Origin of the sequence: Chitinibacter sp. GC72 (genome assembly GCF_009760905.1) — a bacterium.
Lineage (GTDB): Bacteria > Pseudomonadota > Gammaproteobacteria > Burkholderiales > Chitinibacteraceae > Chitinibacter.
The window spans coordinates 266,277-289,731 of the sequence record NZ_VIRW01000001.1 but is presented as its reverse complement, the minus strand read 5'-3'; the positions used below and the strand labels follow the sequence as shown (position 1 = coordinate 289,731).

26 protein-coding genes, 2 tRNA genes and 1 pseudogene are annotated in these 23,455 nt (G+C 49.6%); 16 read left to right on the top strand and 13 right to left on the bottom strand.

Annotation, left to right across the window (positions count from 1 at the left end):
• Nucleotides 1–11: 11 nt before the first annotated feature.
• The 16 genes from FLS37_RS01320 (at nt 12) to FLS37_RS01245 (ending at nt 14,384) form a co-directional block, all read left to right on the top strand.
• Entirely contained in the window at nt 12–650 is a 639-nt protein-coding gene (locus tag FLS37_RS01320) for an NADH-quinone oxidoreductase subunit J (RefSeq protein WP_157314107.1), read from the top strand.
• A 12-nt stretch (nt 651–662) separates the two neighbouring features.
• Nucleotides 663–968 (top strand): NADH-quinone oxidoreductase subunit NuoK, encoded by a 306-nt coding sequence (nuoK, locus tag FLS37_RS01315; RefSeq protein ID WP_157314106.1) that lies wholly within the window; start codon nt 663–665, stop codon nt 966–968.
• A gap of 32 nt (nt 969–1,000) precedes the next feature.
• Nucleotides 1,001–3,043: an NADH-quinone oxidoreductase subunit L gene (nuoL, locus tag FLS37_RS01310; protein ID WP_157314105.1), complete on the top strand. Its 2,043-nt coding sequence runs from the start codon at nt 1,001–1,003 to the stop codon at nt 3,041–3,043.
• Nucleotides 3,044–3,093: 50 nt separating this feature from the next.
• Nucleotides 3,094–4,599 (top strand): NADH-quinone oxidoreductase subunit M, encoded by a 1,506-nt coding sequence (locus FLS37_RS01305; RefSeq protein WP_157314104.1) that lies wholly within the window; start codon nt 3,094–3,096, stop codon nt 4,597–4,599.
• A gap of 30 nt (nt 4,600–4,629) precedes the next feature.
• Nucleotides 4,630–6,090, top strand: coding sequence for an NADH-quinone oxidoreductase subunit NuoN (nuoN, locus tag FLS37_RS01300; protein ID WP_157314103.1), 1,461 nt, complete (start codon nt 4,630–4,632; stop codon nt 6,088–6,090).
• A 52-nt stretch (nt 6,091–6,142) separates the two neighbouring features.
• A complete protein-coding gene (locus FLS37_RS01295; RefSeq protein WP_232522457.1) occupies nt 6,143–6,406 on the top strand; it encodes a DUF2818 family protein in 264 nt (87 codons plus the stop codon).
• Nucleotides 6,407–6,483: 77 nt separating this feature from the next.
• Nucleotides 6,484–6,560 (top strand) — tRNA-Val (locus FLS37_RS01290).
• A gap of 167 nt (nt 6,561–6,727) precedes the next feature.
• The gene (thrS, locus tag FLS37_RS01285; RefSeq protein WP_157314101.1) at nt 6,728–8,632 is read left to right on the top strand and encodes a threonine--tRNA ligase; all 1,905 of its coding nucleotides are present in this window, start codon (nt 6,728–6,730) and stop codon (nt 8,630–8,632) included.
• A gap of 42 nt (nt 8,633–8,674) precedes the next feature.
• Nucleotides 8,675–9,202 carry a translation initiation factor IF-3 gene (gene infC, locus FLS37_RS01280; protein ID WP_157314100.1) on the top strand — a complete coding sequence of 176 codons (528 nt, stop codon included), beginning with the start codon at nt 8,675–8,677 and terminating at the stop codon, nt 9,200–9,202.
• A gap of 137 nt (nt 9,203–9,339) precedes the next feature.
• Nucleotides 9,340–9,537, top strand: coding sequence for a 50S ribosomal protein L35 (rpmI, locus tag FLS37_RS01275; protein ID WP_157314099.1), 198 nt, complete (start codon nt 9,340–9,342; stop codon nt 9,535–9,537).
• A gap of 15 nt (nt 9,538–9,552) precedes the next feature.
• Nucleotides 9,553–9,912 (top strand): 50S ribosomal protein L20, encoded by a 360-nt coding sequence (gene rplT / locus FLS37_RS01270; RefSeq protein ID WP_157314098.1) that lies wholly within the window; start codon nt 9,553–9,555, stop codon nt 9,910–9,912.
• Nucleotides 9,913–10,077: 165 nt separating this feature from the next.
• A complete protein-coding gene (gene pheS, locus FLS37_RS01265) occupies nt 10,078–11,073 on the top strand; it encodes a phenylalanine--tRNA ligase subunit alpha (protein WP_157314097.1) in 996 nt (331 codons plus the stop codon).
• A gap of 115 nt (nt 11,074–11,188) precedes the next feature.
• Nucleotides 11,189–13,543, top strand: a complete 2,355-nt coding sequence (gene pheT / locus FLS37_RS01260) for a phenylalanine--tRNA ligase subunit beta (protein WP_157314096.1) — start codon at nt 11,189–11,191, stop codon at nt 13,541–13,543.
• A 20-nt stretch (nt 13,544–13,563) separates the two neighbouring features.
• Entirely contained in the window at nt 13,564–13,881 is a 318-nt protein-coding gene (locus tag FLS37_RS01255) for an integration host factor subunit alpha (protein WP_157314195.1), read from the top strand.
• Nucleotides 13,847–14,215 (top strand): MerR family transcriptional regulator, encoded by a 369-nt coding sequence (locus FLS37_RS01250; protein WP_157314095.1) that lies wholly within the window; start codon nt 13,847–13,849, stop codon nt 14,213–14,215. Before FLS37_RS01255 ends, FLS37_RS01250 begins: the two co-directional genes overlap by 35 nt.
• A gap of 92 nt (nt 14,216–14,307) precedes the next feature.
• Nucleotides 14,308–14,384, top strand: a tRNA-Pro gene (locus tag FLS37_RS01245).
• A gap of 321 nt (nt 14,385–14,705) precedes the next feature.
• On the opposite strand, the gene FLS37_RS01240 is transcribed toward FLS37_RS01245, so the two are convergent.
• From FLS37_RS01240 to FLS37_RS01180, 13 genes and pseudogenes are all read right to left on the bottom strand, one after another.
• Entirely contained in the window at nt 14,706–14,885 is a 180-nt protein-coding gene (locus FLS37_RS01240; protein WP_157314094.1) for a hypothetical protein, read from the bottom strand.
• The gene (locus FLS37_RS01235; RefSeq protein ID WP_157314093.1) at nt 14,882–15,133 is read right to left on the bottom strand and encodes a hypothetical protein; all 252 of its coding nucleotides are present in this window, start codon (nt 15,131–15,133) and stop codon (nt 14,882–14,884) included. The genes FLS37_RS01240 and FLS37_RS01235 overlap by 4 nt, the downstream gene beginning before the upstream one ends.
• 121 nt (nt 15,134–15,254) lie before the next feature.
• On the bottom strand, nt 15,255–15,701 hold the full coding sequence (locus FLS37_RS01230; protein ID WP_157314092.1) for a hypothetical protein: 447 nt from the start codon (nt 15,699–15,701) through the stop codon (nt 15,255–15,257).
• A 175-nt stretch (nt 15,702–15,876) separates the two neighbouring features.
• Nucleotides 15,877–16,068 (bottom strand): hypothetical protein, encoded by a 192-nt coding sequence (locus FLS37_RS01225; protein ID WP_157314091.1) that lies wholly within the window; start codon nt 16,066–16,068, stop codon nt 15,877–15,879.
• A 16-nt stretch (nt 16,069–16,084) separates the two neighbouring features.
• On the bottom strand, nt 16,085–16,456 hold the full coding sequence (locus FLS37_RS01220; RefSeq protein WP_157314090.1) for a hypothetical protein: 372 nt from the start codon (nt 16,454–16,456) through the stop codon (nt 16,085–16,087).
• A gap of 2 nt (nt 16,457–16,458) precedes the next feature.
• Nucleotides 16,459–18,138, bottom strand: coding sequence for a DUF3631 domain-containing protein (locus tag FLS37_RS01215; RefSeq protein ID WP_157314089.1), 1,680 nt, complete (start codon nt 18,136–18,138; stop codon nt 16,459–16,461).
• On the bottom strand, nt 18,135–19,247 hold the full coding sequence (locus tag FLS37_RS01210) for a toprim domain-containing protein (RefSeq protein ID WP_157314088.1): 1,113 nt from the start codon (nt 19,245–19,247) through the stop codon (nt 18,135–18,137). Before FLS37_RS01210 ends, FLS37_RS01215 begins: the two co-directional genes overlap by 4 nt.
• Nucleotides 19,244–19,432 (bottom strand): AlpA family transcriptional regulator, encoded by a 189-nt coding sequence (locus FLS37_RS01205; RefSeq protein ID WP_157314087.1) that lies wholly within the window; start codon nt 19,430–19,432, stop codon nt 19,244–19,246. Before FLS37_RS01205 ends, FLS37_RS01210 begins: the two co-directional genes overlap by 4 nt.
• Complete coding sequence (locus tag FLS37_RS01200; RefSeq protein WP_157314086.1) at nt 19,429–19,848, bottom strand: hypothetical protein; 420 nt, start codon at nt 19,846–19,848, stop codon at nt 19,429–19,431. The genes FLS37_RS01205 and FLS37_RS01200 overlap by 4 nt, the downstream gene beginning before the upstream one ends.
• 276 nt (nt 19,849–20,124) lie before the next feature.
• Nucleotides 20,125–21,477: a site-specific integrase gene (locus tag FLS37_RS01195; RefSeq protein ID WP_157314085.1), complete on the bottom strand. Its 1,353-nt coding sequence runs from the start codon at nt 21,475–21,477 to the stop codon at nt 20,125–20,127.
• A gap of 282 nt (nt 21,478–21,759) precedes the next feature.
• Nucleotides 21,760–21,882: pseudogene (locus FLS37_RS01190) on the bottom strand (type I restriction enzyme endonuclease domain-containing protein); the annotation flags it as partial.
• Between the two features lie 26 nt (nt 21,883–21,908).
• Nucleotides 21,909–22,424, bottom strand: a complete 516-nt coding sequence (locus FLS37_RS01185) for a hypothetical protein (RefSeq protein WP_157314084.1) — start codon at nt 22,422–22,424, stop codon at nt 21,909–21,911.
• Nucleotides 22,421–23,434 carry an ATP-binding protein gene (locus tag FLS37_RS01180; protein ID WP_157314083.1) on the bottom strand — a complete coding sequence of 338 codons (1,014 nt, stop codon included), beginning with the start codon at nt 23,432–23,434 and terminating at the stop codon, nt 22,421–22,423. Before FLS37_RS01180 ends, FLS37_RS01185 begins: the two co-directional genes overlap by 4 nt.
• Nucleotides 23,435–23,455 lie beyond the last annotated feature (21 nt).

Sequence of the window (23,455 nt, the reverse complement as noted above, 5' to 3'; positions counted from 1 at the left end):
GGTTCCGAGCTATGGATATGAGTTTAGCGATTTTTTATGTATTTGCTGTCGTACTGGTGTTTGCTGCTTTTCGCGTGATCACAGCAAAAAACCCAGTTCACGCCGTGCTGTACTTGGTACTTTCGTTCTTTAATAGCGCCGTACTGTGGATGCTGATGAAGGCCGAATTCTTGGCGGTATCGTTGATTGTGATTTACGTCGGGGCAGTGATGGTGCTGTTCCTGTTCGTAGTCATGATGCTCGATATCAACTTTGAGAAACTGCGCCAGAGCTTTTGGAAGTTCTTGCCGGTAGCCGGTACGGTGGCTGCGATTATGCTGGCTGAGATGGTGCTGATTCTGACGCATCGTTACGCCAAAATCGACAATGTAGTTGAGCCTTCGTTTGATACTGCTTCAGCCGAAGTTCTGGGCAAATTGATCTACACCGAGTACTTCCTGCCATTCCAGCTCTCAGCTGTATTGCTGCTGGTAGGTATGGTGGCTGCGATTGCCCTGACGCTGCGTAAACGTAAAAACACGAAATATATTAATCCGGGTGATCAGATCCGTATTAAGCGTGAAGATCGTGTACGCATGGTGAAAATGAAGTCTGAGCCTAAATTCGTCGCTGATGATGCATCAGCTGGCGAAGACAAGCCTGCTGCATAATAGGGGACGACAGTGCTAACGCTTACACATTACCTCGTACTTGGCGCAATCATGTTTGCTGTCAGTGTATTTGGCATTTTCATGAACCGTAAAAACCTGATCGTATTGCTGATGGCAATCGAGCTGATGCTTTTGTCGGTTAACATGAACTTCATCGCGTTTTCGCAGTTTTTGGGCGACACCGCGGGTCAGATTTTCGTCTTCTTTATCCTAACCGTAGCCGCTGCAGAATCTGCCATCGGCTTGGCGATCTTGGTGGTGCTCTTCCGTAATCTGCGGTCGATCAACGTCGAAGATCTGGATAGTCTGAAGGGTTAAACCGGACAACATTAAATCGGACAAGAATACCAATGGACATGAAATCGATTTATCTGCTGATCCCGCTTGCGCCGCTGTTTGGTGCGCTGATCGCTGGCCTGTTTGGCTGGTTAATCGGCCGCCGTGCAGCACACTGCGTGACCATCGCGGGCGTTGCCGTTTCGTTCGGCTTATCAGCATACGTGCTGCAGTATTTGCTTGCAGGTGGCGAATCATTTAACGGTACGGTATATACCTGGCTCACCGTCAATGGCGTTGATCTGAACGTCGGCTTTCTGGTCGATAATCTGACCGCGATGATGATGTGTGTCGTGACCTTCGTTTCATTGATGGTTCACCTCTACACCATCGGCTATATGCACGAAGACCCGGGTTACCAGCGTTTCTTTAGCTATATCTCACTGTTTACCTTCTCAATGTTGATGCTCGTCATGAGTAACAATTTTGTACAGCTGTTCTTCGGCTGGGAAGCAGTAGGTTTAGTGTCTTACCTGCTGATCGGCTTCTGGTTCAAACGCCCAACCGCGACGTTTGCCAACCTGAAAGCATTCCTGGTTAACCGTGTCGGTGACTTTGGTTTCCTGCTGGGTATCGGTCTGGTTTTGGCGCACTTTGGCTCACTCGATTATGCCGAAGTATTTGCCAAAGCACCTGAGCTGCAAAATGCCACAATCAGCATTTTGCCTGGTACGACCTGGTCGTTGATGACAGTGACGTGCATCTTGCTGTTTATTGGTGCGATGGGTAAGTCAGCACAATTTCCGCTGCATGTGTGGCTGCCGGATTCAATGGAAGGCCCAACACCAATCTCTGCGCTGATTCACGCGGCAACGATGGTGACAGCGGGTATCTTCATGGTTTCACGCATGTCGCCATTGTTCGAGATGTCGGAAACTGCACTGAACTTTGTATTGGTGATTGGCGCAATTACCGCGCTATTCATGGGTTTCTTGGGCATTATTCAGAACGACATCAAGCGCGTGGTTGCCTACTCAACGCTGTCTCAGCTTGGTTATATGACCGTCGCTTTGGGCGCCTCAGCGTACTCTGTTGCAGTGTTCCACCTGATGACGCACGCGTTCTTTAAAGCCTTGCTGTTCCTTGCCGCTGGCTCGGTGATTATGGGGATGCATCACGATCAAGACATCCGTAATATGGGTGGCTTGCGCAAATACATGAAGATCACTTGGATCACTTCATTGCTGGGCTCATTGGCATTGATTGGTACGCCGTTCCTGTCAGGCTTCTACTCGAAAGATTCGATCATCTTGGCGGTTCAAGCTTCAACGCTGCCAGGCGCTGGTTTTGCCTACTTCGCGGTGGTGGCCGGTGTCTTTGTCACTGCGTTCTACTCATTCCGGATGTACTTCTTGGTATTTCACGGCAAAGAGCAATGGATGCAGAAAGATCATCACCACGCTCATGATGCTGATGCGCACGATGAAGATGAACATCACCATGGCTTGGGCCCGAACGACAAGCCGCACGAGTCTCCATGGGTTGTTACGCTGCCGCTGGTATTGTTGGCAATCCCTTCAGTCTTGATCGGTGCTTGGGCAATGACGCCAATGCTGGTCGGTGATTTCTTCAAAGACGTGATTTTTGTTAATCATGACTTGCACGGTGCAATGGCTGCTGTGGGTGAGCACGCAGAAGACTGGTACCACATGGGCATGCATGCCTTTGTAACGCTGCCATTCTGGTTGGCTGTTGCAGGTGTGGCGAGTGCTTACTTCTTCTACATGGTTAAGCCAGAAATTCCTGCCGCACTTGATCGCTTCTTCACTTCAATTGGCGTGAAGAAACTGCTGGAAGAGAAATACTATATGGATCACTTGTACATCAATGGATTTGCCGCTGGCGGCCGTGCATTGGGTACTGTGTTGTGGAAAGTGGGTGATACCTTGCTGATTGATGGTTTAGTTGTGAACGGTACGGCTAAATTGGTTGGATTGTTCTCTAATCTGACCCGTCGTATTCAAAGCGGTTATATCTATCACTACGCGTTTGCCATGATTCTCGGCGCATTGTTGCTGCTGACGATTTGGTTGGGTGGTTTACTGCAAGTGCAGTAATCAGTGGGTTCACTGATTGCCAGATTTAATTATTAACAAGTAGGTTAACTATGACGGGTAATCTCCTCAGCCTTGCGATCTGGATGCCAATTCTGGCAGGCCTGATCGTGCTCGCGACAGGAAGCGATAAAAATGCTCCTGCTGCGCGCTGGCTGGCGCTCTTTGGCGCTTTGGCCTCTTTCCTTGTAACGATTCCGCTGTACACCGGTTTCGATCTTCTGCATGGCGGCATGCAGTTTGAAGAAATGAAACCGTGGATTCAGAGTTTGAACATCAACTACCACCTCGGTGTTGACGGCTTGTCGATGTTCTTTGTGATCCTGAACAGCTTTACCACCTTGATGGTGGTATTGGCTGGCTGGCAAGTCATTGAAAAGCGCGTAGCGCAATACATGGCTGCATTCCTGATCATGTCAGGTTTGATCAATGGTGCATTTGTCGCGCTGGACGCAATTCTGTTCTACGTGTTCTTTGAAGCGATGCTGATCCCGATGTACCTGATTATCGGTGTATGGGGCGGCCCGAACCGCGTTTACGCATCAGTGAAGTTCTTTCTCTATACGCTGATGGGTTCACTGCTGACTTTGGTGGCCTTCATCTACCTCTACTACCAGTCTGGTGGCAGCTTCGAGATTGCTGATTACCATCGCCTGCCTTTGGGTATGGCAGCACAGACCCTGTTGCTGGTGGCGTTCTTCTTTGCGTTTGCAGTGAAAGTACCAATGTGGCCAGTGCACACCTGGTTGCCCGACGCTCACGTTGAAGCACCGACTGGTGGTTCGATGGTGCTGGCGGCGATTACGCTCAAACTGGGTGCTTATGGCTTCCTGCGGTTTGCTCTGCCAATCGCACCCGATGCCTCCAGGGAGTATGCCTGGGTATTTGTAGCGTTATCACTGGTTGCAGTCGTATACATCGGTATGGTGGCCTTGGTGCAAACCGATATGAAAAAGCTGGTGGCGTATTCTTCGATTTCCCACATGGGTTTCGTGTCGCTGGGCTTCTTTATGTTTGGTGGCGTCAACGGCAATGAGCTGAACGCCTGGGCGGTTGAAGGTGCCTTGGTGCAGATGATTTCTCACGGTTTTGTTTCTGCCGCGATGTTCTTCTGTATTGGTGTGATGTATGACCGCGTACACAGCCGCAAGATTGCCGATTACGGCGGCGTTGCCAACAAGATGCCAATCTTTGCTGCATTCATGATGTTGTTTGCAATGGCCAACTCGGGTTTGCCAGCCACTTCTGGTTTTGCCGGTGAGTTCATGGTGATCTTGGGTGCGGTTCAGGTGAACTTCTGGTACGCCTTTGCTGCTGCGACCACGCTGATCTTCGGCGCGGCCTACACGCTGTGGATGTATAAACGTGTCATTTTTGGCGATGTGGGCAACGATAATGTGGCCGAGTTGAAAGACGTCAACACACGTGAATTCTTGGTTTTGGCCATTTTGGCGATCGCAGTATTGGGTATGGGTTTGTTCCCTAAACCATTTACTGATGTGATGCACCAGTCAGTCAACGATCTGATCTGGCACGTTTCGCAATCCAAGCTCCACTAATCATCGACTTATACAAAGTAGGCTAGAACCATGACCTGGACCAGTCTTAATCCATGGGTGGCAACGCCAGAGATCTTTTTGCTCTGTGCGGTCTGTGCCATCCTGCTGATTGATTTATTTATCAGTGATGCCAAGCGTGGCATTACCTATGTTTTGACCTTGCTCACTTTGGGCGTAACCGCTGCGCTGGTGGTGGCTGGTCACGAGCCGCAAGCGCGTCTTGGCTTTAGTAATTCTTTCCTGGCTGATGCTCTGTCTGATTACGCCAAGCTGGGTATGATTCTGGGTGTTGCCCTGGTATTGGTCTACGGCCGTTCGTACGCAAAGGCTCGCGGCCTATACCGTGGTGAGTTTTTCACCTTGGCACTGTTTTCTCTGCTCGGGATGATGGTGATGGCTTCGGCGGTTAACTTCCTGACTCTATACGTGGGTCTGGAATTGATGTCGCTGTCGATCTACGCGATGGTAGCGCTGAACCGTGATTCATTCGCTTCAACTGAAGCTGCGATGAAGTACTTCGTCCTTGGTGCTTTGGCGTCAGGCATGTTGCTCTACGGCATGTCTATGCTGTATGGCGCGACAGGTACTCTGGACGTATTCGCGATTGCGAAAGCGATTCAGCAAGGTTCTGCAAATAATCTGCTGGTGGTCTTCGGTTTGGTGTTTGTTGTAACTGGTCTGGGCTTTAAATTTGGTGCAGTGCCATTCCATATGTGGGTACCTGACGTTTATCAGGGCGCGCCTACACCAATGACTCAGCTGATTTCGACTGCGCCAAAAATTGCCGTGTTTGTATTTACTTTGCGCGTCTTGGCTCAGGCGCTGGAAGGTTTTGCGCCCGATTGGCGCGGCATGCTGATGATCTTGGCTGTATTGTCAATTGGTCTGGGTAACATCACTGCGATTGCACAAACCAATATCAAACGCATGTTCGGTTACTCAACCATCTCGCACATGGGTTTTGTATTGCTGGGTATTCTGGTGGCAACGCCTAATGGCTACGCCGCATCCTTCTTCTATGTCATGAGCTATCTGCTGATGGGCGCTGCCGGTTTTGGCGTGCTAATGCTGTTGTCGCGCGAAGGCTTTGAGGCAGACCAGATTGCCGATTTGAAAGGCTTGAATCAACGCAGCCCATGGTTTGCCTTGATGATGCTGTTTACCATGTTCTCGATGGCAGGTATTCCGGTATTCCTGGGTTTCTTTGCGAAACTGTCGGTCTTGAAAGAGATCGTCAATATGCAAATGGTGTGGCTGGCTGTGGTGGCGGTAGCATTCTCGCTGATCGGTGCTTTCTACTATCTTCGCGTTGTGAAAGTGATGTACTTTGATAATCCGGAAAGCTCCGAGCCATTAATCGCTGGTTTTGATGCCAAAGTGGTATTGTCAATCAACTGTCTGCTTCTATTGGTTCTCGGTCTGATGCCAAACACATTAATGACCGTGCTGATTGATGCCGTGCAGCGTTCCATCATTCCTGGTGTTCACTAAGATTGATATCGATTAAATGCAAAATTTGCTATTAATTGGCACCTTGGCGGCTTTGGCCGCCAATTTGCCTTTCCTCACGGAAAAAATTCTGTTTGTTTTGCAGCCTAAATCAGGGAAAAAGCTTTTTTTCTGGCGAGTGCTGGAATTAGGGTTTTTCTTTGTTCTGCTTGGCTTTATTGCCAGGCTGATTGAAGGTCAGGCCAGCCCGGTCCATGCGCAGAATTGGCAGTTCTATGCCAGTACGCTATCGCTCTTTCTGGTATTGGCTTGGCCCGGGTTTGTTTGGCGATTTTTCTGGCGCAAGCCTGGATTGTAAGCTTTGCTTCATTCGATCTTCGTCGCTGGCTTAGTTCTTGCCAAAGTGGCCTAGCCCGTTTATGATTGCGCTTCTTTAGGCACGTAGCTCAGCTGGTTAGAGCACCACCTTGACATGGTGGGGGTCGTTGGTTCGAGTCCAATCGTGCCTACCAACACAGAGGAACAAGAATGACCACAACGCGCACAACAACCTTTTTCAATTTGGGTTAAGCCGTTCACAGTTCTTGTTTCTTAAAAAGTGCGGCGTAAGCCGCACTTTTTTTTTATCTCGTTTCAATATTGATCTCGGCACCAGCCGATACTTGTAAGGGCGAAAAAAATGCCAGTTGTATCTCTTCCAGATGGTTCGCAGCGCCAGTTTGAATCCGCAGTGACAATTGCTGAAGTCGCAGCAAGTATTGGTGCTGGCCTTGCCCGTGCGGCGCTTGCAGGTAAGGTTGATGGTCAGCTGGTGGATACCAGCTATACGATTGAGCGTGATGTCAATTTGGCGATCATCACCGAGAAAGATGCAGATGGTCTGGAAGTGATTCGCCACTCAACTGCTCACTTATTGGCTTATGCGGTCAAACAGCTCTTTCCCACTGCGCAAGTAACGATTGGCCCTGCGATTGAAAATGGCTTTTACTACGATTTTTCGTACGAGCGCCCATTCACGCCCGATGATCTGGTACTGATTGAAAAGAAAATGCAGGAGCTGGCCAAGCAAGATATTCCCGTCGAGCGCTACGAGCTATCGCGTGATGAAGCGGTGGCTTATTTCAAAAGCATCGGTGAAATCTATAAGGCCGAGATTATTGAATCAATCCCTGCCGACCAAACATTGAGCCTGTACCGCGAAGGCGACTTCACCGATTTGTGCCGTGGCCCGCACGTACCCTCTACTGGTAAGCTTAAAGTCTTCAAATTGATGAAGGTGGCTGGTGCTTACTGGCGTGGTGACAGCAAAAACGAAATGCTGACGCGTATTTACGGTACAGCTTGGGCCAAAAAAGAAGATCTGGCACAGTACCTGCATATGCTGGAAGAGGCAGAAAAACGCGACCACCGTAAAATCGGTAAGCAACTCGATTTGTTCCATATGCAAGATGAAGCGCCAGGCATGGTGTTCTGGCATCCTAAAGGCTGGACGCTGTGGCAGACGATTGAACAGTATATGCGTCGCAAGCTGAATCATCATGGCTACGATGAGATTCGTACGCCGATGGTGATGGATCGCACCTTGTGGGAGAAATCAGGCCACTGGGAAAATTATCACGACAATATGTTTACGACTGAATCGGAAAAACGTGATTACGCTGTTAAGCCGATGAATTGTCCTGGTCATATTCAAGTCTTTAACCAAGGCTTGCGCTCTTACCGCGATTTGCCGTTGCGCTACGCTGAGTTTGGTTCATGCCACCGTAACGAGCCATCAGGCTCTCTGCACGGCATTATGCGTGTACGTGGCTTTGTGCAAGATGATGCTCATATCTTCTGTACTGAAGATCAAGTGCAGCAAGAGGCAGCCGCCTTCATTGATTTGCTCAAAGAAGTCTACGCTGACTTTGGTTTTAGCGAGATTTTAGTCAAGCTATCAACTCGCCCAGAAAAACGCGTGGGTACTGAAGAGAGCTGGGACAAAGCAGAAGCAGCGCTGGCGGCCGCTTTGCAGTCACAAGGCTTGGAGTTTGAGTATCTACCGGGTGAAGGTGCGTTCTACGGCCCTAAAATTGAATTTACGCTCAAAGACTGTCTGGGTCGGTTGTGGCAGTGCGGTACTTTGCAGATTGACCCGAATTTGCCAGAGCGCCTTGGTGCTGAATATGTGGGCGAAGACAATGCCAAACATCGCCCAATCATGCTTCACCGTGCCGTGCTCGGCTCGCTTGAGCGTTTCATTGGTATCCTGATCGAAAACTTTGCCGGTGCATTCCCAGTGTGGCTCGCGCCGGTGCAATTGGTGGTGATGAATATTTCTGAATCGCAGCGCGAATATGCGCAGGATGTAACCGCTCGTCTCAATCAAAATGGACTTCGTGCTATTGCTGACTTGAGAAATGAGAAAATAACCTATAAAATTCGCGAACATAGCTTGCAGCGTTTGCCTTATCAGCTGATTATCGGTGATAAAGAGCGTGATGCAGGTTTGGTGGCCGTGCGAAATCGCAGCGGTGAAGACTTGGGCCAGATGACGGTTGATGCGCTTGTAGCGCTCATCCAGTCGGAAATGCCCAAAGTCTAACGCTTGCCGATGCACGGTTTTGTTTTTGAATGACTTGGAGTAATGACAATAGCTGCTCAGGACAAAGGCCCGCGGATCAATGGTGAGATCACCGCGCGCGAAATTCGTTTACAAGGTGTGGATGGCGATCAACTCGGTATTGTTTCGCTGAATCAAGCTCTTCAAATGGCTGAAGATGCAGATGTCGATCTCGTCGAGATTGCGCCTAATGCACAGCCACCAGTTTGCCGTCTGATGGACTTTGGCAAATTCCGTTACGAAGAGGCCAAAAAGAAGCACGCTGCCAAGCTCAAGCAAAAGCAGGTACAGGTTAAAGAAATCAAGTTGCGCCCAGGTACCGACGAAAACGACTACCAGGTTAAGCTGCGTGGTGCGATTCGCTTCCTGAATGACGGCGATAAATGCAAATTTACTTTGCGTTTCCGTGGTCGTGAAATGGCTCACCAGGAAATCGGTATGGCTCAGCTCAAACGTGTAGAAGCTGATCTGGCAGAGTTGGCGGTGGTTGAGCAATATCCACGGCTAGAAGGTCGTCAGATGGTCATGATGCTGGCACCGAAGAAAAAATAACAGACTGGCGACTGTGTCTGTATAAAGCCTGCCGCAAGGCAGTGCTAACAGTCGTAACAAAAGCGGGGTGGCGGGTATTAAGTTCTATTTTTATTAGACGCCTGTCGCCTGATCTAATAGCTCATCGGAGCAATGCAATGCCAAAGATGAAAACCAAGAGCAGCGCGAAAAAGCGCTTTACAGTACTTGGCGGTGGTGGTGTTAAGCGCAGCCATGCGTTCAAACGTCACATCTTGACCAAGAAAACTACTAAAACCAAGCGTCAATTGCGCGGTACGTCTATGGTCGATGCGACCAATATGGCGTCTGTTCGTGCAATGTTGCCCTACGCATAACCTAAGGAGAATCACATGCCTCGCGTTAAACGTGGTGTAACCGCTCGTGCTCGTCATAAGAAAGTTTTAGCCCTCGCTAAGGGCTATCGTGGTCGTCGTAAGAACGTCTATCGCATCGCTAAACAAGCGGTGATGAAAGCCGGTCAATACGCGTACCGTGACCGTCGTCAGAAAAAACGTCAATTCCGTCAATTGTGGATCGCGCGTATTAACGCCGCTTCACGTGAGTGCGGTCTGGCGTACAGCCGCTTCATGAATGGCCTGAAAAAGGCTGGCATCGTGGTTGACCGTAAAGTGTTGGCTGACTTGGCTGTATTCGACAAACCAGCATTTGCTGCTTTTGTTGAAAAAGCTAAAGCTAGTCTCGCTGTATAATCGGTTCTGCTGATGAGAAGGGAGGCTTAGCCTCCCTTTTTTATTCAGTTTTTTCTCTGCTTTCGAAAATATTTCGTCAACACAACTGTGAGCCAATCTGCTTGGCAAGCCGTTGGTTTGCTTAAATATTTTCCATTCACATTTCAATAGATCGGGCGCAGAACCATGGTTGCGAACGTGCAAACGTTACTTGAAGCCGGTTTGGCCGCATTAGATGCGACCAATGATCCGGTAGAGCTAGAAAATGTCAAAGCCCTTTACGTCGGTAAACAGGGCGAAATTACTCAACTCATGAAGCAATTGGCTGCTTTGCCGCCAGAAGAGAAAAAATCTTTCGGCGCAACGGTCAATCAGGCCAAGCAAGCGTTTGAAGCTGCACTCAATGCAAAACGTGATGCGATTGCTGCGCAAAAACTCGCTGCACAATTGGCGGCCGAGGCGCTCGATATCAGCCTGCCAGGGCGTGGCACTGCCAAGGGTGGTCTGCATCCGGTGACTTTGGTGCAGCAACGCATTGAAACGCTGTTTGCCAGCATGGGCTTTGCCGTGGCTGATGGCCCGGAAATCGAAAATGACTTCCATAACTTTGAAGCGCTGAATATTCCTAAAAATCACCCCGCGCGGGCGATGCAGGATACGTTTTACGTAGAAAATGATGGCGAACCACTGGTCTTGCGCACGCATACGTCGCCGATTCAGGTGCGTTACATGCTCAATAATGAGCCGCCGATCAAGATTGTGGCGCCGGGGCGTGTTTATCGCGTTGATTCGGATGCGACGCACTCGCCGATGTTCCACCAGATGGAAGGTCTCTGGGTTGATGAAGGCGTGTCGTTTGCCGATCTAAAATCGGTGATCGTCGACTTCCTGCGCCGCTTTTTTGAGCGTGATGATCTTGAGGTGCGTTTCCGCCCCTCATTCTTCCCATTTACCGAGCCATCGGCCGAGATTGACGTGAAGTGGTCAAAAGGCTGGATGGAAGTCGGTGGCTGCGGCATGGTGCATCCGAATGTATTGAAAAACGTCAATATTGATGCCGAGAAATACACCGGTTTCGCGTTCGGGATTGGCTTGGATCGTTTTGCGATGCTGTATTACGGCGTGAACGATTTGCGCCAGTTCTTCGACAATGATCTGTCTTTCTTGTCTCAATTCAAATAAGTGTTAAGGCAAAAACGCGCCAGCCGCGTTACTCCGTCTTGCCGTACCTGTGTACTGTCTTTGACGTCGTGCCTTGCTAGTGCGTTTTTGTATAAATTAAAAGCCGAGTCTGTGTATGAAATTTTCTGAACAGTGGTTGCGTAGCTGGGTTAATCCTGCGATCAATTCTGACGAGTTGGCTCATCTGTTGACGATGGCCGGCCTTGAAGTGGAAGAGAACGATCCGGCCGCGCCTGAATTTACTGAAGTGTATGTGGCTGAAGTGCTCAGCGTGACCAAGCACCCCGACGCAGACCGCTTAAACGTATGTAGCGTCAATGTTGGCGAAGCCGAGCCATTGCAAATTGTCTGCGGTGCGGCCAATGTTGCCGTTGGAATTAAAGTGCCGTGCGCGCGCGTTGGAGCTGTATTGCCGGGCGACTTTAAAATCAAGAAAGCCAAAGTCCGTGGCGTTGAGTCGATGGGCATGTTGTGTGCCGAGCAGGAAATCGGCCTGGCTGAAGAATCCTCGGGCTTGCTGATTTTGCCTGCGGATGCCCCAGTCGGGATGCCGATTCGCGAATACCTCGATCTTGATGATCGCCTGATGACTTTGAAACTGACGCCAAATCGTTGTGATTGCCTGTCAATCCGTGGTCTGGCGCGTGAAGTGGCTGCGCTGACCAAGGCCGAATTGTGTTCGGTTGAAACGCCTGCGGTGGCAGTAACAGCTGGCCAAACACGCGCGGTAAATTTGCAAGCTGGAGATGCTTGCCCACGGTATGCGGGTAGAGCCATTGTGGGTGTTAATCAAGCAGCCAATACCCCTGATTGGATGAAGCAACGCCTTGAGCGCTGTGGCGTTCGTTCGATCTCTGCGATTGTCGATGTGACCAACTACGTCTTGCTCGAACTCGGCCAACCAATGCACGCGTTTGATCTGGCAAAGCTGCAAGGCGACATCAATGTGCGTTTTGCTAAAGCTGGCGAGAAAATCAAACTCTTGAACGAAAAAGAGTTGGAACTGACCGACGATTTGCTGGTGATTGCTGATGACGTGAAGCCTGTCGCTTTGGCCGGCATTATGGGCGGCGCAGAATCGAGCGTTGAAGCCGGTTGCACCGATATTTTCCTCGAGTCGGCGTTCTTTGCGCCTGACGTGATCGCCGGTAAAGGCCGTCGTTTTGGTTTCTCATCCGATTCTAGCCATCGTTTCGAGCGTGGCGTTGATTTTGGCTTCGTTCGTGAAGCGCTCGAACGCGCGACTGCATTGATTATTGAGATCTGCGGTGGTCAGGCTGGCCCGGTGACTGAATCTGTGGCTGAGTTGCCAGCGCGCAAACCTGTTGCTCTGCGTGTGTCTCGCGTGGCTAAAGTGTTGGGCATTAGCCTGCCAGCGGCTGAGATCGTTGCTCTACTGCAAGGCTTGGGTCTGGCGAGCGAGCTTGCAGGTGATGTGATCACCGTGACACCGCCTTCGTACCGTTTTGATATCGAGATCGAAGAAGATCTAATCGAAGAAGTGGCGCGTGTGTTTGGCTATGACAATATTCCGGTGCAGCCAAGCAATGCGCGCAGCGCCATGTTGCCGCAGCCCGGCCATCTGCGTAGTAAAAACGTACTGAAGCAAATCATCGCGGGTCGTGACTATCAGGAAGCCATTTCCTACGCTTTTGTCGAAACGCAATGGGAAGCGGACTTTGCTGCGAATAATGCGCCGATCAAGCTGATCAATCCGATCGCCAGCCAGATGAGCGTGATGCGATCAACCTTGCTCGGTGGTTTGATTTCAGCCTTGCAGCACAATCAAAACCGCAAGCAAGACCGCGTGCGCCTGTTTGAGGTAGCCCGCGTGTTTAATGGCTTGAATGCCGAGCAGCAACCTGAGAAAATCGCCGCCCTTGCTTGGGGTGGCCGTGTGGCTGAGCAGTGGGGAGCGGGTAAAGAGCGCGTTGACTTCTTTGATGTCAAAGCTGATGTCGAAGCCTTGCTAGCACCACGCGTAGCTGAATTCCGTCGCGCCAGTCACCCAGCGCTGCATCCGGGCCGTTCGGCTGAGGTGGTGCTTGATGGCCAAGCGATTGGTTTTGTCGGCGAGCTACACCCACAGTGGGTGCAAAAATACAGCCTACAAAATGCCCCGGTGGTGTTTGAGCTGGATGTCGCTGCGCTGACGCAAGTGCAGACATTGAGTGCGGGTGCGGTATCGAAATTCCAAGCCGTGCGCCGGGATCTGGCTTTGCTGATGGATGAGAGCGTCACGGTAGATCAACTCAAAACTGCTTTTGCAAGTGCCAAGCAGTCCATTGTGGCCAACATTGATGTGTTCGATGTTTACCGTGGAAAAGGTTTGCCAGAAGGTAAAAAGAGCCTTGCATTCAAAGTGTTATTGCAAGATACTCACAAAACTTTAACAGATGAAGAAGTCGACGCAGCTGTGGCGGCGTTGATTAAGAAGGCAGAAACATGCGGCGCGATCTTGAGAACATAATGCAGTACGAAGCGAGTACTTTGACCTTAACCAAGGCTGACTTGGCCGATATGCTGTTTGATAAGGTGGGTCTGAATAAACGCGAAGCCAAGGACATGGTGGAAGCGTTTTTTGATGAAATTCGTAGTGCTTTGGCTGAAGGCGATACGGTGAAATTGTCAGGTTTTGGCAATTTCCAGCTGCGCGACAAGCCGCAGCGCCCTGGCCGCAACCCAAAGACCGGTGAAGAGATTCCTATTTCAGCGCGCCGCGTGGTGACATTCCACGCCAGCCAAAAACTAAAAGGTATGGTTGAAGTTCACTATGCAAAACTCCAGCAGCGTTATTCCAACCAATGAGTTACCGTCGATACCGGCCAAGCGCTACTTCACCATCGGTGAAGTCAGTGATTTGTGCGGTGTCAAACCTCATGTTCTGCGCTACTGGGAACAAGAGTTTACGCAGTTAAAGCCGGTTAAACGCCGGGGCAATCGGCGTTATTACCAGCATCACGAAGTATTGCTGGTACGCCGGATTCGCTCACTGCTATATGAGCAAGGGTTCACCATCAGCGGGGCGCGCAATCAACTGGGGGCGCATCTGGCTGAAGTAGGGCACTTTGACTCGGGCGAGGTAAGCCTGACCGAAGTGCGACACGAGCTGGAGGACTTGCTGGCGTGGCTGGAAAATTAAGCATTTTGCCTGGGGTGCAGGAGGTCGCATGGATAGAAAAATCCATGAGGTGTCTTGAGGTGAAATGTAAGCTCTGTTAGAATGCACTCTCTCGGAATATGGCGCAGCCTGGTAGCGCACTTGCATGGGGTGCAAGGGGTCGCGAGTTCGAATCCCGCTATTCCGACCAAATAAAACAATGGGTTACAGCTTAACGGTTGTAACCCATTTTTTATTTTTAGGCATATTTACCCCTAATGCCCCGACAAATGCCCCGACAGCGATTTGAGTTGCGCAGTTTTGCGCACTTTACTTATGGACTCCATAAATTCTTTCTAGTTGGCTTCTCGTCCCGCCCTTACTATCCGAATCATCATCAAATTATCGCAGCGTGCCTTTCTTGCCACAGCCATCAATGCGGCCTCATTCTTACTATGCCGAATGATTAGCACGCGGGGCGGGATATCCTGTACGGTTGCCAGCTCTAAAGCTCTCAGGCGGCCTCTGATATTCAGCAGGGCAAGCATTCGATCAGTGCCGACTCAACAGCCGCATGGTCGTATTTAGCAACTGTCGGCACTGGTTCACCTTTAGCTAGTGTCAGCCTTACCAGCACACCGTACAACGGGCTTGGCTCGCCAATGATTGCCACCTCAAGCAATGCCAGTCGTTTGAGTAGATTTTTCCTCATTTTTTTACCGCCTTCTCTAATGCTTCCATTCGTTGCACTAGCTCGCTGGTTTCAATCAGTCGCGCCAATACGTTAAGCATGTTCGCCAGTTTGCTTGCATCGCTGACATCCACAGCACCAGCGCGTGCATCTCGATAGAGTTTCGCCATTTCTTTTTTTACACGGCAAACGGTATCAAGGGGGGGCTTACGGTTTCGCCTAGGTTTTGCGCCGTCTGTAGCATTATTCTCAGTGTCAAAATCAACCACTTATGCCACCTATATACTCAATTAATAGGTTTATTTTACCAAATATAACCAATTGAGCTATTGATTTTAGTCCGTAAAAAAACCCGCCGTATTGGCGGGCATGTATTTAACTTGTAAAAATTTACAAACCCATCTGCCGTTTTTGAGCCACGGCCTTAGGAGAATTGGCAGGAATCAAACTTTTGCTCCCACAAAATGAACATACATCGTGCCTGCTGCTCAACCGCCAAATACTATAGATCAAACCGGGAATTAAAAAGCAAATCCAAAGCACAACTTCGATTCCAATCGAGCCAGAGGTATGGCTATGCGACTCCCCTTGATGGCCGCATGCTGTACAAAAAAAACGTCCCTCAGCAACAGGCTTCAACGCTGCTTTGCGTGCATTTATGACTAGCAAATAACCTACGCCTCCAGCGATAGCCCAAGCAATCAACATTGAAAATATAAGCATCGGTATAGTAGTGCTTTGTGGTAGCTCGCCAATAATTAGCAATCGTAGCCAATTGATTGGCGTTAGCCCTGCAAACAAGACAATACACCACCCCAGAATTCTTACCGGATTCATTCATCACTCCTTGCAGCATTTTAAGCATAAATAATTTGCAGCATAACACCTTAAAAATCATGTTGCGCTATCTGATGACACTAGCGTCTTTTGCTGTCCCATTTACCCCAAAAAATTTGGACAAAAGCAAACTAGAAGGAGCATGGTGCACAGTTGCCTTTAGGGACTAAAGAAACTAGTCGGCTTCAGTACGAATCATCGCCATGACTTCAATATAATATCGGTATGACTCATGCAGCATTAGTTCACGCGCGATAACACTACATCCAGTCCCACGGCCTTCTTTGAACCTTTCCCAGATGCCCGCATTTTTAAATTCGGGCTTAAATAGCTTGGTGAGTAATTTAAGGCGTTTGATTTTGGTCATTGCTTGGTGCTCCTAGTTAAACTCTTTCGAATAGTTTTGCTGCCTCGGTTCTTGCTGCTTCACCCATGCCATTCAGCGTATCAATCAAGGCCAGCATATCCAGCCTGCCACCATATCTATCAAGCAAATCAGAAACGGCACTGGCTACCCCCTCGGGGTCGATCAATACGCCGCCCTTACCGTCATTGAGGTGGTAGGTGATAACTGCCCGCTGATTAGCGTCATTCGCTGATTTGAGTTCGGCTAATAGTTCGGCCTTGTGCTTGATAATGTATTGGCGAATATCCGGCGTAATGTGTGAAGCCGGAATCACAACCAAGGTTTTGCCGTCTTGCTTAATGCTGGCACTCAGGCCAGCACCAGCCAATGTTGCCAGTGCTGCCATCATGTTTAAAATTCCTCTGCATCCAGTTCTGCCAGCCAGTCATCGTTACTCTGATTTTCCGGTGATTTCTTGCTTTCCTCTGCACTTAGGGGTATTTCTCCCTCTAGAACTCTAGAACCCGCATGGATATTGAGTTGTAGCGGTTTTTCACCCTCTAGAGTGTGTGAGGTTCTAGATGGACGAATTGGGCTGAAACCCGCGCCGTTATTGGGGTCTAGAGTTATAGAGGGCAAAATAGGGGGCGCGGACGAATTCGCGTCGTTTAGTAGGTTTTCATACTCACCTTGCAGCGGTAGGGGTAAAAAATCCTTTAAATTAACGTCGTGTCTATCTACCGCTAGATACCTAGAAAACGCCTCTTTAAATTGCGCCAATTCGTAACCATTCCGATTGCCTTCCCCACTAATCCAAATCTGCTTTGACTTAATGCCGAACTCTTTTAGGCGAATACAAAGCTGTTTTGGTGAAAGTTCACGCCCACGGTTATAAGTTGCCCATGATGATTCGGCATCATTGCACAGCTCTGCCAGTAGTTGCGCGGTGTGCAATTTATCGGTTTTACGGCGCTCAAAAGCGGTTTGAATGTCGCCTAATAATTCCTGATTCACGCTTGGCGCGTCATCCACAGCCCCCGCGATATGATGCGCTGCATGACGCGCCCACACAGGCCAAACATCGCCAGCAATATCAGCAATGGCTACCAGACCTTCCCAGTTATCCGCAGCGCGGTTATCAAGGCCGAACGGCTCAGGCACGGTGTTACTGAACTGCTCCCCGATGTCTTGCGCCAGTCGTGCCAGCTTGCGGCGAGTGTCGATAAAGTATCGCTCTGAATCGCGGCGTAATGGCGCTACGGTTTCGGTCTTGAGCTTGCGGCGTAGATTAAAAATAATCGAACGGCTAACTAGCGAGTCGGTCAGGTTCTTTGCTGCGATACCCGATAAAGCCTTGGCGCACCACGTCGAAAACGCCTTTGGCTCAAAGTCATCACCCACGGTGCGCAACACAAACGCATTGCGGCGGGTGTGGCCTGAATTGATAACGCCCACCAGTTCGGGGTTATCACGCATGAAGGTATCAACCTCATCAATGAATAGCGTCGGACTCCACTTCTCAATCGCCCGAAACATCGCAGCAGCGGAAACACTGGCTACGGGTAGCGGCTTAAAGCACAAGTGCGAAAGCGCCTCCAGCAATACCGACTTGCCGCAGCCTTTCTCTGGTGCGCTAATCAAGGCGATAGGTAGCACGGTAGCGCGATCAGCTAGCCAAGTTAAAGCGCACCACAGCGCAGCAGCTCGCAATGTTTCCTTGTCGGCAATCACATATTTTTGCAGCAGTTGAAACGCCTCAGTCAGTACCTCTGCGCCGCAGACCGTATCAGGCCACGGCTCGATCTCATCAAACAGAACTAGCGTCCCTTGTTTGTTATCGTCTTGCGCGGCTTCGCGGTCTTTTCTAGCAGCAGCCACCAGCTTATCTAGTACGTTAGCGCGAATATCCAAAGCCTTAGCAGCACCAGCGCGGCGGCGTTCATATTGAATGGTGGTCAACCCTGCCAGTTCATTAATCAATTCATCTTCGGTGCGGGTCGTCATGCCGGTAGTCGGCACTTTCGATGCGTCCAGCATTTCAAGGGTAAGGTGTGGCGCGCTATCAAGATCAAGTGTGATCTGGTCATTCATCTTGCCGCCCTCCGATCATTCAGCACATCAAGCCAATCTGTGCCCGCTACTGAAGGCAGCATCATCTTCACTTTGAAGCCTTCTGAAATTAGACGGCGTGCCAGTGCTTTTGCAGCTTCTTTTCCAGCGTTCCGGCCTTGTCGGTCGGGCGTGTCGTTATCACCAAAAATAATGATTTCATGCACGCCATCCGGCACAACAAACGACCGCAAGCCCCCAGTGCTTAGGCAAGCCCAAACGGGTATTAAGGTCATTTCATGCGAGGCTAGTGCGGTTTCTGTGCCTTCTGCTACGCCTAGACGGCCTGAGCTATCGAGTGGAAACAAACGGACTGCTGAACCACCTAAAGCGCCATCACGGACAATCTGGATTTTCTTTGCTGGCAATGGGTTTTCATCACCATCAAGCCTTAAATCCAATTTTTGAGATCCGCTAAGGTAGGTGCGATGGATTCCAGCTATTGAGCCATCAGGGCGGGTTATACGGGCAATCATTGCGGGGTAAGTGCCTAGCTGTACGGCTTCTGAATTTACCGAATGCCAGTAAGGCAAGCTGTCGATATGCCTCAATTCGCCCGCTGATTCCCAAACGGTGCTGCTGATACCACGCGCGGATAAATACTGCCCTGCATTATTGGCCTCACTCAGTGCATGGCCTGAATTGAATAAGGCACTTAGGCGCTCGGTGCGGTCAATCGCTGTCGCTGGTGCTGCTTTTGGCTCTGGCAACTGATAGCGCGGGATTTCGCTACATCCTTCAATCGTCATATCCAGCGCCTTGGCCACGGCTCGCACCGCATCGGGGAAACTCAGATTGAAAACGTGCATCACCAGCTTGAATCCATCACCGCCTTGCTCATCCAAACCACGGCAAGCGAAACGTCCATATTCAGCACCAGCGCCCCGCACGGTAAATTGAAAGCGGTCTGTACCACCGCACGCGGGGCAAGGGTGATTGCGACCGTCTAGCAGTTTTGCGGGCACTCCTAAGCGTTGCAGTGCGACAGGCCAGCAACCTTGCACGGCGGCTTTCACGCGATCAGCGCATGATTTAAAATCGAATTGTGTTTTTTGGGTGCTGCTCTTAGGAGTGGCATTTTTTTTGGTCATTTTGCCACCCCTCGTGATTCAAACCATGCGGCAAGATTGTCGGAGCGCCAACCAATTGCACGCGCACCAAGCTTAATGGACTGCGGGAATTGTCCACTTGCCATCATGGCGTAGATGCTTGAGCGGCTTAGGCCAGTCATGCTGATGACTTCGGGTAGTCGGTGAATTTTGAATTGGGTATTCATCGCGCACCTCCAACGAATTGGGTGGTGGCAGTTAGAGCGCGGGCTAGATCAAGCCGCGTTTGTAGCACTTGTCTTTGTCGTCGCGGCTCGGGGTCGGGGTCGCTTGAGCCGCTGCTACTCGATTTCGTAACATTGTTGCCAGTTGTGCGAATGGCTGGCGCTGCTGAGCGCGAATGGCCTGTTCTTACGATGAAATAGCCCACGGTACGGCTTAGAATTTCAGCGCAATTTTTAAGCATACGTATAGGTTTTAAATAGTTGTCTATCGCTGACTGAATATAATCACCTGATTTTCCTTGTGTGTATGCTAGTGCGGCTTTTAGTGCTTTCATGGTTGTACTGTTATCTAAGTGGTTGCTTGCGTGATTTGCCGCCATTTCTGCATCATTCAATGCAAAGTCATTAATTGAAGCCATATGTAAAGTTCCTTTTTCTGACTTGATGTACATCAGCAAAATGCCGATCACCTCAATCTAGATTTTACACGCTTCATATTCAGGAATGTCTATTTGCATCCAATGATGCTGAGGCTAATTTCAGATTCTTTTGTATAAGTAGTCTGTTGCAACTAAATGGAAAGACTCCGAACCCATGCCGTGGCAAAGCCAATGAACAAGCGGCATCCATGCTGGGGGAGTTGAATCTTTTCCATTTTGTTACGCAACACTACTTAAGTAGCTGATTTTTATTAATTAGGCGCGTTTAAGCGTTATTACGTTGACTGCTGTAGGGTTGCTTAATAATTCGAGCCGCTCACCAAGTGCATTAAATGCCGCTTTGCGTTCGGCAAGTAGCTCTTGTCGTTGATACGTTCGGGTTACTCTGTTTTCTTCGATGTGGTTTTGGCATTTATCTATCACATCCGGCCTGATTCCAATTTCACCCATTAGTGTTGACCCTGTACGGCGTAGGTCATGCGACCGCCATTGCCCGCCGGATAGAATAAGACTGGTCGCGTCTTTGCTACGTCCTGTCATCGGTACGCTGTCGCGCTGTCGGTCGGCTATTTGCTTGGTTAATGTTTTGGGGCAAACGTGGGTTGTGCCTGTGCGGTCAGGGAATAGCCAAACGGGGTGATCTTGCACAGATAGCAGCTCAGTGAATGCGGTGCAGGCGAAAGTGGATAGATGAATAATGTGGGCGTTGCCGTTTTTAGCATTCTCTTTTGGTATGAGCCATTCGCGACGATCAAGGTCAATATCTTCACGCTTTGCCCGTAGGAGTTCACCTACCCGCGCAACAGTGGACAGCATAATCCGAATGCCTGCTTTGCCTTTAACGCTCAGATTTGAGGAGGGTAGGGCTACCTGCAGTAAGTGGCGTAGCTCGCTATCGGACAATACACGGTCGCGTTCTTCTTCCTTTCCACCAAAGCTAGCTTTCTTTAAATGGCTGGTAGGGTCATTTTCTAATAGCCCGCCGCCAATAGCCCAGCCGAAACATTGCCGTAAGTCGGTCAGTGTAACATTCGCCATGCGGTTAGAGCCTCGCGCTACAATGGCATTCAATAGGGCAGCAATATCGCGTCGAGTTACTTCGTCGGCAAACATGTTACCCAGCGTTGGGATTACATCCTTTTCAAACTGGCGGCGAATTTCTGCGCCTTTGTCTTTTCGGGTCTGTTGTAATTGCTGGGCATGCCATTTCTCGAATAGTTCGCTAAACGTCATGCGGGCGGCTAATCGTGCAGCCTCAGCGGCCTGTAGCTGGTGCTGTAGCTCGCGGTTTCTTTGCTGGCGTTCGGCCTCTTCCTTGTCGCGACGTTCCTGCTCAATGGGGTCTATCCCCTGATTAACCTGTTTACGCAGTTTTTCGCGTTCTGCGCGTATATCAGCAAGGTCTTTGATCGGCCATGTGCCACATCGTTTTTCTCTGCGCCTTTCCCCGATGCGGAACTGGTAAGTAAATTGCACCGTTACTCGGCCATCACGACCTACTGACACACATCCAGATAGCCCGCCGCCATCACTCAGGCGTTCGCCTTTTTGCTCCGGTTTGAGTGTTTTTAATTTCAATACGGTAAGTATATTTTCGCTCTTTGCCATTATCTAGCGCCCCGACAAATGCCCCGACAAAATGACTGGGTTGTGTTGGACGCTATGATACATTAAAGGACGATGTTTGTTTTTTGACTTTGTTAAAATTCAACAATATCAATGATTTGATGTTGATTTTGGATTCTACGAAACCTTGCTATATTTTGATTTTCTTGCATGGGGTGCAAGGGGTAGCGAGTTCGAATCCCGCTATTCCGACCAAATAAAACAATGGGTTACAGCTTCACGGTTGTAACCCATTTTTTCGTCTGCTGATCTAGCCGGTGTCAGCTAAGTCCATTCGCAGCCTAATGCTTCTGCTTGTTGCAGCACCACTTGCACAGCTTCTTCTTGGTCATCCGGTGGGTATTTGTATTTGCGCAGGATACGTTTCACCATCAGGCGCAGCTTGGCGCGAACGCTTTGGTGCTACCTATTACTCAAATTAGTCCGTGCGATTGGGCTAACTGATCGTTAATGACAGCAACAGAAGTTGGCTTAAGGCCAAAGGTTTTGCACAGCGTGGATAATGCAGCACGAAGGGCATCCTGCAACGGGGGAAGCCACGCCATTTGATGACCATTGATGACCAAAACCAATTTGAACTCTTCCTGCAAGTTCAGTGCATTAAACCCCAGTGGCAAATCGCCAGCCGCTTCTGGATGTCGATTTAATCTTGCAGCTATCACCATGTGCAGTGCATTGGTGAGTTTCTGCCTAATTTCATCAATGAAATTATCAAATTTGACCTGATCTCCTGGGCGAGGAGAAGAGCGCTTGGCCTCAACTAACCAGATGACAGATGGCTTGTTTGGCGAGTGCCTAATCAAAGCAAATTCGGCCATCATTACGCCTTGCTGGATACGAAGATAAATCGCTGATTTTTCCAGCTCAAAACAATCGTCATCGGGATAAGGGCCAAAATTCATGCCGGATTCGATAATGGTTTTCGTCATCCCAGCGTAATCTCCATTTCTTTTCGGTACAAAGCGATAGAGGCCTCAATAATCGGGTTATCCGGCATGCCACTCAACAGATCGTCAGCCTTCCACTGATCAGCCACAGATGAAAGCACTGGAATAGACATTTGCTGCTCTTGTGCCAGCAGGTACAGCTTTTTGATAACAAAGTATGAATGGCTGGCAATAAAAAACTGAATCCCGCGCGCAGCGAGCACCGTAATAATCTCCATCAATCTCTCGATGGCATCCGGATGTAGCGCCGACTCGGGTTCATCAATGAAAATTACCGACTCTGGACTCAAGAAACGATTCCCCAACAAGGTATCAAGGATGGCTATTTTCTTGATGCCTTCGGCTGTGACGCCAATCTGGAATTTCTGGTTTCTAGCATTCTTGAATTGCCATTTTTGACTAGCAGGATCAAATTCGATTTTCCCGCCAAGGATAGATTCAAGCGCAGCTCTGGACTTGGCAAATTCATTGTAATTTCTACCCGCACTGGTTCCATAAGTCAGAGCTTTGGCCAGATCGTAATAAGTGTCATCAAAGCCAAAATCCTTATCTTGCTCGCGACTTTTCAGAATAACGTGCTGCAAGCTTAATACTTCTTTTGGCGGCAAAAAGATTGAATTCGCAGCGCGTGGGGGAACATGGTTTTCCAAGGTTGTAATTTGCTTGGTCGTGTCCTTGCCAAAAGAGAAGCTAAAAGCGCGCTGCTCAAGTTCAAGCTCAAAGCTCAAGGTGCTGTGCCCCTTTCTGACCAAGTCACCAATCTTGTCCTGTTGGAATGTCCAATACAGCTTATCCGCCAGAATTTCCGCTGCGGTTCGTTGCTCCTGTCCACGCTTATATTCTTCCAGTGTACGCAGACTGCTATAGATGGCTTTAAGCAGAAAAGTTTTGCCTGAGCCATTCCCGCCAATGATAAGATTAATTGGCCCAAGCGCTGTCCAGCACAAACTTTCTGTCGGACCGAAGCAATTCAGAGAAATTTTGCTAATCATTTATATTCCCTTTTAGCATGT